The sequence below is a fragment of the Frankia sp. CcI156 genome, assembly GCF_001983015.1.
Classification (GTDB): Bacteria; Actinomycetota; Actinomycetes; order Frankiales; family Frankiaceae; genus Frankia; species Frankia casuarinae.
This window is the reverse complement of the sequence record NZ_MOMD01000025.1, coordinates 82,607-94,232: the sequence shown is the minus strand read 5'-3', so window position 1 is coordinate 94,232 and position 11,626 is coordinate 82,607. Positions and strand designations below refer to the sequence as shown.

13 protein-coding genes are annotated in these 11,626 nt (G+C 72.7%); 12 read left to right on the top strand and 1 reads right to left on the bottom strand.

Annotation, left to right across the window (positions count from 1 at the left end):
- Nucleotides 1-52: 52 nt before the first annotated feature.
- The 10 genes from hisD to CcI156_RS11520 all read left to right on the top strand — a co-directional run bounded on the left by hisD (nt 53) and on the right by CcI156_RS11520 (nt 8,469).
- Nucleotides 53-1,348 carry a histidinol dehydrogenase gene (gene hisD, locus CcI156_RS11565; protein ID WP_011437412.1) on the top strand — a complete coding sequence of 432 codons (1,296 nt, stop codon included), beginning with the start codon at nt 53-55 and terminating at the stop codon, nt 1,346-1,348.
- Complete coding sequence (locus tag CcI156_RS11560) at nt 1,345-2,538, top strand: histidinol-phosphate transaminase (protein ID WP_011437411.1); 1,194 nt, start codon at nt 1,345-1,347, stop codon at nt 2,536-2,538. Before hisD ends, CcI156_RS11560 begins: the two co-directional genes overlap by 4 nt.
- Before the next feature lie 81 nt (nt 2,539-2,619).
- Nucleotides 2,620-3,207, top strand: a complete 588-nt coding sequence (gene hisB / locus CcI156_RS11555; protein ID WP_076805610.1) for an imidazoleglycerol-phosphate dehydratase HisB — start codon at nt 2,620-2,622, stop codon at nt 3,205-3,207.
- Complete coding sequence (gene hisH / locus CcI156_RS11550; RefSeq protein WP_076805608.1) at nt 3,204-3,836, top strand: imidazole glycerol phosphate synthase subunit HisH; 633 nt, start codon at nt 3,204-3,206, stop codon at nt 3,834-3,836. The genes hisB and hisH overlap by 4 nt, the downstream gene beginning before the upstream one ends.
- 108 nt (nt 3,837-3,944) lie before the next feature.
- Nucleotides 3,945-4,703: a bifunctional 1-(5-phosphoribosyl)-5-((5-phosphoribosylamino)methylideneamino)imidazole-4-carboxamide isomerase/phosphoribosylanthranilate isomerase PriA gene (gene priA, locus CcI156_RS11545; RefSeq protein WP_011437408.1), complete on the top strand. Its 759-nt coding sequence runs from the start codon at nt 3,945-3,947 to the stop codon at nt 4,701-4,703.
- On the top strand, nt 4,700-5,464 hold the full coding sequence (hisF, locus tag CcI156_RS11540; protein ID WP_011437407.1) for an imidazole glycerol phosphate synthase subunit HisF: 765 nt from the start codon (nt 4,700-4,702) through the stop codon (nt 5,462-5,464). The genes priA and hisF overlap by 4 nt, the downstream gene beginning before the upstream one ends.
- A 68-nt stretch (nt 5,465-5,532) precedes the next feature.
- Nucleotides 5,533-5,703: a hypothetical protein gene (locus CcI156_RS11535; protein WP_023840792.1), complete on the top strand. Its 171-nt coding sequence runs from the start codon at nt 5,533-5,535 to the stop codon at nt 5,701-5,703.
- A complete protein-coding gene (gene hisI / locus CcI156_RS11530) occupies nt 5,700-6,197 on the top strand; it encodes a phosphoribosyl-AMP cyclohydrolase (protein ID WP_011437406.1) in 498 nt (165 codons plus the stop codon). The genes CcI156_RS11535 and hisI overlap by 4 nt, the downstream gene beginning before the upstream one ends.
- Complete coding sequence (locus CcI156_RS11525; protein ID WP_076805606.1) at nt 6,194-7,771, top strand: anthranilate synthase component I; 1,578 nt, start codon at nt 6,194-6,196, stop codon at nt 7,769-7,771. The genes hisI and CcI156_RS11525 overlap by 4 nt, the downstream gene beginning before the upstream one ends.
- 98 nt (nt 7,772-7,869) lie before the next feature.
- Nucleotides 7,870-8,469, top strand: a complete 600-nt coding sequence (locus tag CcI156_RS11520) for a Trp biosynthesis-associated membrane protein (RefSeq protein WP_076805604.1) — start codon at nt 7,870-7,872, stop codon at nt 8,467-8,469.
- Here the strand turns inward: CcI156_RS11520 and CcI156_RS11515 are convergent, their stop codons facing one another.
- The gene (locus CcI156_RS11515) at nt 8,470-8,820 is read right to left on the bottom strand and encodes a hypothetical protein (protein WP_011437403.1); all 351 of its coding nucleotides are present in this window, start codon (nt 8,818-8,820) and stop codon (nt 8,470-8,472) included.
- Nucleotides 8,821-9,382: 562 nt separating this feature from the next.
- Here CcI156_RS11515 and trpC point away from each other — a divergent pair.
- Entirely contained in the window at nt 9,383-10,186 is an 804-nt protein-coding gene (gene trpC, locus CcI156_RS11510) for an indole-3-glycerol phosphate synthase TrpC (RefSeq protein WP_035732068.1), read from the top strand.
- 54 nt (nt 10,187-10,240) lie between these two features.
- A complete protein-coding gene (gene trpB / locus CcI156_RS11505) occupies nt 10,241-11,578 on the top strand; it encodes a tryptophan synthase subunit beta (protein WP_076805602.1) in 1,338 nt (445 codons plus the stop codon).
- The last annotated feature ends 48 nt before the right edge of the window (nt 11,579-11,626 follow it).

Sequence of the window (11,626 nt, the reverse complement as noted above, 5' to 3'; positions counted from 1 at the left end):
GCGGCGGACACACGATTCTACCGGTCCCGCCGAGGCCAGCTAATCTCTTGTCGTGCTCAGAAGGCTTGATCTGCGTGGCGCGGTGCCTGCCGCAGCCGAGATCCGACGGCTACTGCCGCGGGCCGACGTCGACGTCGACGTCGCCGTCGATGCGGTCCGGCCGGTCTGTGCGGACGTGCGGGACCGCGGCGACGCGGCCGTCCTCGCCGCCGCGGAGCGGTTCGACGGGGTCCGCCCGCCGAGCCTGCGGGTGCCCGCCCAGGTTCTCGCCGCCGCCGCGGATGTCCTGGATCCGGCCGTGCGCGACGCGCTGACCGAGGCGATCCGCCGGACTCGGCTGGTGCACCGTGCGCAGCTGCGGGAGCCGGTGGCGATCGAGGTCGCGCCCGGCACCACGGTGACGCAGCGCTGGGTGCCGGTGGAGCGGGTCGGCCTGTACGTGCCGGGCGGGCGGGTCGCCTACCCCAGCAGCGTCGTGATGAACGTCGTGCCCGCCCAGGAGGCCGGGGTCGGCTCGCTCGCGGTCTTCTCCCCGCCGCAGAAGGACAACGGCGGGCTGCCGCATCCGGTGATCCTCGCCGCCTGCGCGCTGCTCGGTGTCGAGGAGGTCTACGCGGCCGGCGGAGCCCAGGCCGTGGCGATGGCCGCCTACGGGACCACGAGCTGCCCGCCGGTCGATGTGATCACCGGGCCCGGCAACGTCTACGTCACGGCGGCCAAGCGCCTGCTGCGTGGGGTCGTCGGGGTGGACGCCGAGGCGGGCCCGACCGAGGTCGCGATCCTCGCCGACGCCACCGCGGATCCGGCCTTCGTCGCAGCCGACCTCATCGCCCAGGCCGAGCACGACCCGATGGCCGCCTGCCTGCTGATCACCCCGTCGGTGGAACTCGCCGACGCGGTCGACGTCGAGCTCGGCAAGCAGGTGCCCGCCACCCGCCACCGGGAGCGGGTGGCGGAGTCGCTCGCCGGCCAGGGGGCGGTCGCGCTCGTCGCGGACGTCGACGCGGGTCTCGCGGTGGCGGACGGCTGGGCCGCCGAGCATCTGGAGATCCACACCGCGGACGCCGCCGCGGTCGCCGCCCGGGTGCGCCACGCCGGAGCGGTCTTCGTCGGCGACTACGCTCCCGTCCCGCTCGGCGACTACCTGGCCGGGTCCAACCACGTCCTGCCCACCGGCGGCACCGCCCGGCATTCCAGCGGTCTGGCGGTCACCGCCTTCCAACGTCAGGTCCAGGTGGTCGAGTGCACGCGGGAGGGGCTCGCCGCCGTCGCCCCGCGTATCGCCGCGCTCGGCGGGGCGGAGGACCTCACAGCTCACGTCGACGCGGTGGAGGTTCGACTCCGATGATATTCAAGGCGGCCGGGAGCGGTGCCGAGGACCGGCCGTGGCGCCCGTGGGACGCTGACGGCCTGCCGCTGCGCGACAGCCTGCGCGGGCTCTCGCCCTACGGCGCTCCGCAGCTCGACGTGCCGGTGCGGCTCAACACCAACGAGAACCCGCACCCGCCGTCGGTCGGGCTGGTCGACGCCATCGGCAAGGCCGCGGCCCTCGCCGCCACCGAGGCGAACCGCTATCCCGACCGGGACGCCGAGGCGCTGCGTGCCGACCTCGCCTACTACCTGACACCGGACGCCGGCTTCGGCGTGCACACCAGTCAGGTCTGGGCCGCCAACGGCTCCAACGAGATCCTCCAGCAGCTCCTCCAGGCGTTCGGCGGGCCCGGTCGGGTGGCGCTCGGGTTCGAGCCGTCCTACTCGATGCACCGCCTCATCGCGCTGGCCACCGCCACCGAGTGGGTGGCCGGGCAGCGAGCGGAGGACTTCACGCTCTCCCCGGCCGTGGTCACCGACGCGATCGCCCGGCACCGACCCGCCCTGGTCTTCCTCTGCTCACCGAACAATCCGACGGGCACGGCCCTGCCGCCCGAGGTCGTCGCCGCCGCCTGTGAGGCGGTGGAGGCCACCGGCAGCGGCATGGTCGTCGTCGACGAGGCCTACGCCGAGTTCCGCCGGGCCGGCGTGCCCAGCACGCTGACGCTGCTGCCCCGTCATCCGCGGCTCGTCGTCACCCGGACAATGAGCAAGGCGTTCGCGCTGGCCGGTGCCCGGGTAGGCTATCTTGCCGCGCACCCCGCCGTGGTGGACTCGCTGTACCTGGTGCGGCTGCCCTACCACCTGTCGAGCTTCACCCAGGCCGTCGCGCGCACGGCGCTCGCGCACGCCGACGAGCTGCTCGGCACGGTGGAGGCGGTCAAGGCCCAGCGCGACCGCATCGTCCGGGAGTTGCCGGCGCTCGGTCTGCGGCTGGCTCCGAGCGACGCCAACTTCGTGTTCTTCGGCCGGTTCGCCGATCAGCGGGCGGTGTGGCAGAGCCTGTTGGACGCGGGAGTGTTGGTCCGCGATGTCGGTCTGACCGGCTGGCTGCGGGTCACCGCCGGGCTGCCGAACGAGGTGGACGCGTTTCTCGGGGCGCTGGGCAGAACTCTCACCGGCAGCGTCATCGGCGCGGACGGTGTCATCAGCCTCGCCACCGCCTGAGCCCCTGGTCCGGCCTGAGCCCCTGGCCCGGCCTGAGCCCCTGGCCCGGCCTGAGATCTACAGAGACCGAGGAAGCCCCCGATGGCACGCACCGCGCGAATCGAACGCAAGACGTTGGAGTCGGACGTCCTGGTCGAGCTCGACCTCGACGGGACGGGAATCTCCTCGTCGGACACCGGCGTCCCGTTCTTCGACCACATGCTGTCCCAGCTCGGCAAGCACGGCGGGTTCGACCTCACCGTGCGTACCCGGGGGGATCTGCACATCGACGCCCACCACACCGTCGAGGACACCTCGATCGCCTTCGGGTCCGCCCTGCGCGAGGCGCTCGGCGACAAGGCGGGTATCMGCCGGTTCGGGGATGCCACCGTCCCGCTGGACGAGGCGCTCGCCCAAGCCGCCGTCGACCTGTCCGGCCGGCCGTACTGCGTGCACGTCGAACCGGATCTCGTCGGGATGATCGGAACTTACGACACGACGCTGACCCGGCACATCTTCGAGTCGATCACCGCGTCCGCCCGGCTCGCGCTGCACGTGCGGGTGCTGTCCGGCCGCAACGCCCATCACGTGGTCGAGGCCCAGTTCAAGGCGGTCGCGCGGGCTCTGCGCGACGCGGTGGCGCTCGACGCCCGCGTCGCCGGGATACCCTCCACGAAAGGTGTGCTGTGAGCGGAGACGGACCCGGCCGGCGTCCCCGGGTGGTTGTCCTGGACTACGGCTCGGGAAACCTGCGGTCGGCCGAGCGCGCGCTCGCCCGAGTCGGCGCCGACGTGACGGTGACCGCGGATCTTGACGTGGCCCGCGGCGCGGCGGGCCTGGTCGTACCGGGCGTGGGCGCCTATGCGGCCTGTATGGCAGGCATCGACGCCGTGGGCGCCGCGCCCGTGGTGCGGGAGCGGGTAGCGGCGGGACGGCCCGTGCTCGGGATCTGCGTCGGGATGCAGGTGCTGTACGAGCTCGGTGACGAGCACGGGGTGCGGACGGTCGGGCTCGGCGTGATCCCTGGCGAGGTCCGCCGGCTCGCCRCCGACATCCTGCCGCACATGGGCTGGAACACTGTGGCGCCGCCCGCCGGATCGATCCTGTTCGCCGGACTGCCCGCGGACACGCGGTTCTACTTTGTCCACTCGTACGCGGCGAAGGCCGATCCGGCCGCCGGGGACACCGTGGGGGAGCACGGCGAGCCGTTCGCCGCCGCCGTCGAACGGGGTGCGCTCGCCGCGACCCAGTTCCACCCGGAGAAGTCCGGGGATGCCGGAGCGCACCTGCTGGCGAACTGGCTCGGCAGCCTGGTCTGAGCGAGCCCTGGTCTGAGTGAGCGTGAACGCGAGGGCGGATGTCCTGTAATGCGGATGTCCTGTAATTAGGGCGGCTCCAGCGCCCCGCTGGACCGTAGGGTGGCCGATGTGACGCTTACTCTGCTGCCCGCCGTGGACGTGGCCGACGGCAGGGCCGTCCGACTCGTCCAGGGCGAGGCCGGTTCCGAGACCTCGTACGGCGACCCGCGGGAGGCGGCGCTGACCTGGCAGCGCGACGGCGCCGAGTGGATCCACCTGGTCGATCTCGACGCTGCCTTCGGCCGGGGGTCGAATCGGGAGCTCATCGCCGAGGTGGTACGCGCGGTGGACGTGGCCGTCGAGCTCTCCGGCGGCATCCGCGACGACGCATCGCTCGACGCGGCGCTGGCCACCGGCGCGGCCCGGGTCAACATCGGCACGGCTGCGCTCGAGGATCCCGACTGGGTCCGCCGGGCCATCGACCGGGTCGGTGACCGTATCGCGGTCGGTCTCGACGTCCGGGGGACCACGCTGTCGGCCCGGGGCTGGACGCGGGACGGTGGCGAGCTGTTCGATGTGCTCGCCCGCCTCGACGCCGACGGCTGCGCCCGGTACGTGGTGACGGATGTGCGCCGAGACGGCACGCTCACCGGGCCGAACGTCGAGCTCCTGCGCTCCGTGACCGCGGCCACCAGCCGGCCGGTGGTCGCCAGCGGCGGCGTGGCCACGCTCGACGACCTCACCGCGATCGCCGTGGTGCCCGGAGTGGAGGGCGCGATCATCGGCAAGGCGCTCTACGCCGGCGCCTTCACGCTGCCCGAGGCCCTGGCCGTTGCCGGGAATATCGGGAATATCGGAAACGGATGTGCGGGTGCGGTGGGTCGATGAGCGTCGCGGTCCGGGTGATTCCCTGCCTCGACGTTGACGCCGGCCGGGTCGTGAAGGGCGTGAACTTCACGGACCTGCGCGACGCCGGCGACCCGGTCGAGATGGCGCGCCTCTACGACGCCGAGGGTGCCGACGAGCTGACGTTCCTCGACATCACCGCGTCCAGCGGCGATCGGGAGACCACCTATGACATCGTGCGGCGGACCGCCGAACAGGTGTTCATCCCGCTGACCGTGGGTGGCGGGGTCCGCTCGGTCGACGACGTGAACCGCCTGCTGCGGGCGGGGGCCGACAAGGTCGGCATCAACACGGCGGCGGTGGCCCGGCCCGAGCTGGTGCGCGAGTGCGCCCACCGGTTCGGTAACCAGTGCATCGTCATCTCGGTGGACGCCCGGCGCCCACCCGGTCCCGACGGTCCGCGCTTCGAGGTCACGACGCACGGCGGCCGCAAGGGCACCGGCATCGACGCGGTGGCCTGGACGGCGCGGGTGGTCGAGCTCGGCGCCGGGGAGATCCTGCTCAACTCGATGGATGCCGACGGCACACGGGACGGCTACGACCTGGAGATGATCTGCGCGGTGCGTGCCGAGGTCGATGTCCCGGTGATCGCCAGCGGCGGGGCCGGCGACCTGGCCCACTTCGCGCCGGCGATCGACGCGGGCGCGGACGCGGTGCTCGCGGCGAGCGTGTTCCACTTCGGGCAGCTGCGCATCGGCGAGGTGAAGACGGCGCTGCGCGGCGCGGGTGTACCCGTGCGCTGACCAGGCGCGTCCGCCGACGGGGCGCCGACGGGGCGCCGACGGCCGAGGCGGCACAGGACGTCGTCGTCGTGGACGCCGGACGGATCGTCCAGCGCGGTCCGCGCCGGGATCTGATCGCGATGCGCGGCGTGTACCAGCGCCTGCACCGATCCTGGGCGGCGGGGGTCGGGACGGGAGCGGCGGGCGGCCCGTCGCCCGGCACCGCTGCGGCGCCGGGCGCGAGCAGAATGGTGGGGTGACCATTCGCCCTTCCGCTCTGGATCCCGCCATCGCCCGTAGGCTGCGCCGCAACGACGCGGGCCTGTTCCCCGCCGTCGCCCAGCAGTACGACACCGGCGAGGTGCTGATGCTCGGGTGGATGGACGACGAGGCGCTGCACCGGACCCTCACCACGGGCCGGGCCACGTACTGGAGCCGCAGCCGCGCGGAGTACTGGGTCAAGGGGGAGACCAGCGGGCACCGGCAATGGGTGCGGTCGGTCGCGCTCGACTGCGACGGGGACACCGTCCTCGTCCGGGTGGACCAGGTGGGCCCGGCCTGCCACACGGGCACGCGGACCTGCTTCGACGGCAATCTTCTGCCCACGGTGACCGTCGAGGCCGCGGATACCGCCCGGCCCCGCGACCTCTCCGGTGCCGCCAGCGTTTCCGGTGCCGCCAGCGTTTCCGGTGCCGCCGGTGACCCCGCTGGCGTGGACAGGGCCGGCGTGAGCAAGGCCGGCGCGGACCGATGACGACCGGGCAGATCATCCCCGGCCGGGAGGAGTTCCGGGCCGCGGCGGCGGCGCATCCGGTCGTCGCCGTCACCCGTCGGCTGCTCGCCGACGGGGAGACACCCGTCGGCGTCTACCGCAAGCTCGCCGGCGGCCCCGGGACGTTCCTGCTGGAATCGGCGGAGCATGGCGGGGTGTGGTCGCGGTATTCGTTCATCGGTGTGCGGGCCGCGGCGACGCTGACCGAGCGCGACGGGCAGGCGGTGTGGGTGGACGGTGCGCCGCCTCCCGGAGTGCCGGTCGACGGTGACCCGCTCGACATCCTGCGTGCGGTGGAGAGCACTCTGCAGGCCTCGAACAGCCCACAGGCCCCTCCGCTCATGGGTGGTCTGGTCGGCTATCTCGGCTACGACATCGTGCGCCGCATCGAGCGGCTCCCCGCGCACGCCGTCGACGACCTCGGCCTTCCCGAGTTGCGCATGCTGCTCACCACCGATCTCGCCGTGCTGGACCATCGGGATGGTTCCTGCCTGCTGGTGGCCAACGTCTTCACCGGCCGCGGGAATGGTGCCGGTGACGCAGGCGCCACCGGCACCACCGGTGGGGACGCGGACGCCGCCGCACAMCCGGCCGGGATCGACCTGGACGCCGCCTACGACGACGCGGTGGCCCGGCTGGAGGCCATGACCAGCGATCTCGCGAAGTGGAACGAGCCGACCGTGGCGACCACGGCGGGCACCGCCGCGGGGGTCGGCGACTTCGTCTCCGCCACGCCTCCCGGTGCCTTCCAGACCGCGGTCGAGCGGGCCATCGAGGAGATCCGCGCCGGYGAGTGCTTCCAGATCGTCGTCTCGCAGCGCTTCGAACGGCGGACGACCGCGGATGCGCTCGACGTCTACCGGGTGCTGCGGACCTCGAATCCGAGTCCCTATATGTACCTGCTGCGTTTCGCCGACCACGACGTCGTCGGATCCTCCCCGGAGGCGCACGTCAAGGTCACCGGCCGCCGGGCGTTGCTGCACCCCATCGCGGGCAGCCGGCCCCGGGGAGGCACTCCCGAACAGGACGCCGAGCTTGCGGCGGAGCTTCTCGCGGATCCGAAGGAACGCTCCGAGCACGTGATGCTGGTCGACCTGGTCCGCAACGACCTCGGGCGGGTCTGCAACCCCGGTTCGGTCCGGGTCGTCGAGTTCGCGGCCATCGAACGGTTCTCGCACATCATGCACATTGTCTCCACGGTGATCGGTGAGGTGGCTCCGGACCGCAGCGCCGTGGACGTGCTGGCCGCGACGTTTCCGGCGGGGACGCTCTCGGGGGCGCCCAAGGTGCGGGCGATGGAGGTCATCGACGAGCTGGAGCCGACCCGGCGGGGCCTGTACGGGGGCGTGGTCGGCTACCTGGACTTCGGCGGTGATCTGGACACCGCGATCGCGATCCGCACCACAGTGATGCGCGACGGTATGGCCTACGTTCAGGCCGGAGCCGGCATCGTCGCGGATTCCGATCCCGACACCGAGGATCTGGAAAGCCRCGCGAAGGCCGCCGCCGTCCTGCGCGCCGTCGAGGTCGCCGAGTCGTTGCGACCGCCGTCATGACGGCCGCAGGGTCCCCCCCCGCGGGGCGCCCATCCTCCCCGCGCGACCGGGCCGGCACCGCGGAGCCRCCTTCGCCGGGCCACCGTCCCGGAGGCGATGTGCACGCGGCCGAGGCGATGCGACGCGGCCACCGGGAACGCACCCTCGCGGTGCTGGGATGTCTGCTCGGTGCCGGCGTCGTGCTCGTGTCGGGCGGTGCGACCTGGGTGTCCGCTCGGGTGAGCGGGCCCCGCGGTGGGGCGGACKGCGGCGCCGTCGCGGCGCCACTCGCCGTGCACTGGACCGGCGGGGCGCTCGCATCGACGGCGACCGCTCTCGCCCTGGTCGGGCTTGCCGCGGCCGTGGCGATCGTGGCCACCCGGCGCATCGGGCGGCTGGTCATCGGTGTGCTCACCGCGGCCGCCGGGGCCGGTATCGCCTACGTGGCCGGACGCATCGGCTGGGATCCACTCCCGACGCTGCGCGAGACCGATCAGGTCCGCCAGCTCGTGCCCGGTGGCCAGGCGCGGATCGATGACGTCAGCCAGACGATCGCTCCCTGGCTGTCGTTTGCGGGCGGGCTGCTGCTCATCCTCGTCGGCGCCCTCGTCGTCCTGCGCGGCCGGTCATGGCCCGCAATGTCCGGCCGCTACCAGGCCCGCGATGCCACTCYGGCCGACGCCTGGGACGCGATCGAGCGGGGCCACGACCCGACCTGATCACCTGGCGTCTCCGCGACGCCCGGCTTGGCGGGCCGGCCAGCCGGAACCGGGAGCRCCACCGGCCAGCGGGTCGGCCAGCGGGTCGGCGGGCGCCAGGTCCGCGGGTGGGAGGTCGGGAAACGGGTCGACCAGCTCCGTGAGAGCCAGCGCCCGGCGGTCCAGGTCGGCTTCGAGCATCATCATGACGGCGTCCATCCGGATCAGGCAGCGGGACAGCTCGTCGAGCTGCTCGGCGAGCTCGGGCTCGAGGCGGGGCCGCCGGTGCGCGCCCGGGGCGTCGCGCGCCGCGGGCACCCGGGCGGCGCCGAGGGGGGACGAGAGGGGGGACGAGAGGGGGCGGCTGTCCATCGGAACTCTCCTCGGTGTCGAACTCATGTTCGAGTATAGGGGGCGCCGACGATCGACGCCAGCCCGCCACGCCGTCCCTGGGGCGCTGCCCGGGTCCGCCCGAGGGTTCGGGTCCGCCCGAGGACATGTGCGGCGTGCCATGCGTGTTTCCGGTCGGCGAAGGCGCGGCGGTCCCGAGTGTGCGCGGCGCGTTGCGGCCGCCGATCCCGAGAACCTGTCGTGCGGCCGCCCGGATCTCGTGATGTCGTCGCCCGACRATCGAGGTGGTAACCCGGTGGTGCCTCTGCACACGGTGGTTCACCGGCCTCGTCGCGTTACTCTGTCAACGGGCTCACGACGCAAGATCGATTGCGGACCGTAGCTGATCGGTGCAGGCGGATCCGAAGTGGCTGACAGTGCAGCGTMCGTGAAGATGGGTGCGTTCGGGCCGCTACCCGATTCCTCACGGGAAAGTCAACTATGTGGAGTCGTGGATCGTAGCCGCATGTGGGGGGGCCGGGCACACCGTGCCTGCCTGGCCTACCATCGGCGGCATGACCGCGACAGTCGCGAGCGCGGGGCGATGAGCGTTCTCACCGAGATCCTCGACGGGGTCGGGATCGATCTTGCCGCCCGCGAGCAACAGACCTCTCTGGCAGATCTCAAGCGGCGGGTGGAACGCGTTCCCGACCCGAAGGACGCGCTTGCCGTCTTCCGGGACTCCCGGGTCTCGGTGATTGCCGAGGTGAAGCGCCGTTCCCCCTCGAAGGGGGAGCTGGCGACCATCACCGACCCCGCTGCCCTCGCCACCGAGTACGAGGCGGCGGGCGCCGCCGCGGTGAGTGTCCTGACCGAGCAACGGCGCTTCAGCGGCTCCCTGGCCGACCTCGACGCCGTGCGTCGCGCGGTGGACGTCCCGCTGCTGCGCAAGGACTTCATCGTGTCGCCCTACCAGGTCTTCGAGGCCCGGGCGCACGGGGCGGACATCGTCCTGCTCATCGTCGCGGCGCTGGACCAGCCGCGGCTCGTCGGCCTGCGCGAGCGGATCGAGTCCCTGGGCATGACGGCGCTGGTCGAGGTGCATGACGAGGCGGAGATGGTGCGGGCGCTGGACGCCGGCGCCCAACTGGTCGGGGTGAACGCCCGCGACCTGCACACGCTGAAGATCGATCGGAGCACCTTCGCCCGGCTCGCGCCGATGGTGCCCCCGGAAGTGCTCGCGGTCGCCGAGTCCGGCATCCGGGGGCCRCACGATCTGCTCGCCTACGCCGCTGCGGGGGCGGACGTGGTACTGGTCGGCGAGGCAGCCGTCACCGGCGATCCTCGTCAGACGGTCGCCGATCTGGTGGCGGCCGGCGCGCATCCGGCGGCCCGGGTCGGGCGCTGAGGCCGCCGGCGCCCGTGCCCCGGTATCCGGGGCTCGGCCCTATACAGTCGCACCGTGACCACCCGAACCGCTGCCGAGTCAGTTCGCCCCGCGGCCGCCGGAACCGGGACGCCGTCGGGCTCCGGTCCGGTCCGTCCGGACACGTCGAGCTGGCAGGYGTTCCCCGACTCTTCGGGGCACTTCGGGCGTTTCGGTGGTCGTTTCGTCCCCGAGGCCCTCATGGCGGCGCTGGACGAGCTCACCGCAGCCTACGCGGCGRCCAGGGTGGATCCCGGCTTCACCGCGGAACTGGACGGGCTGCTGGCGAGCTACGCGGGCCGGCCCACTCCGCTCACCGACGCCCACCGGCTCACCGCGCACGTTGGCGGTGCCCGCATCCTGCTCAAGCGTGAGGATCTTGCGCACACCGGTTCCCACAAGATCAATAATGTCCTCGGGCAGTGCCTGCTGACCCGGCGGATGGGCAAGACCCGGGTTATCGCCGAGACCGGAGCCGGTCAGCACGGTGTTGCCACGGCCACCGCCTGCGCCCTGCTCGGCCTGGACTGCGTCGTCTACATGGGCGAGGAGGACACCMGCCGGCAGGCCCTAAACGTCGCCCGGATGCGCCTGCTCGGCGCCGAGGTCGTTGCGGTCACCTCCGGCAGCCGAACCTTGAAGGACGCCATCAACGAGGCCATGCGCGACTGGGTGGCCACCGTTGACACGACCCATTACTGCATCGGGTCGGTGATGGGCCCGCATCCGTTCCCGATGCTGGTCCGCGACTTCCAGCGGATCATCGGGGTCGAGGCGCGCGCCCAGGTGCTCGATCGTGTCGGCCGACTGCCCGACGCCGTCGTCGCCTGCGTCGGTGGCGGCTCGAACGCGATGGGCATCTTCCACCCGTTCATCCCCGACGTCGAGGTCGCGCTGATCGGCTGCGAGGCCGGGGGGGACGKGGTCGCCACCGGTCGGCACGCCGCGGCGATCGCCGGCGGTTCCGCGGGCGTGCTGCACGGCATGCGGACGTTCCTGCTGCAGGACGAGTTCGGGCAGACCCAGGTCTCCCACTCGATCTCGGCGGGTCTGGACTACCCTGGCATCGGCCCCGAGCATGCCCTGCTGCACGAGACCGGTCGGGCGAGCTATCGGGTCGTGGACGACACCGCCGCGATGGAGGCGCTCGCGCTGGTGGCCCGTACCGAGGGCATCCTGGTCGCGATCGAGAGCGCGCACGCCTTCGCGGGTGCCCTCGACGTCGCCCGGAAGCTCGGTCCGGGCACGACTGTCGTCGTCAACTGCTCCGGTCGGGGGGACAAGGACGTCGACACCGCCGCCCGCTGGTTCGACCTCCTCGACGAGGCCGATGCCGGCGGGGGCCCCGTCGGCGGTCCGGCGCGACCGGTCTGAGGGACCCTGAGGGATCCTGTCTCGGGACCGGCAGCAACCAAGACGGGA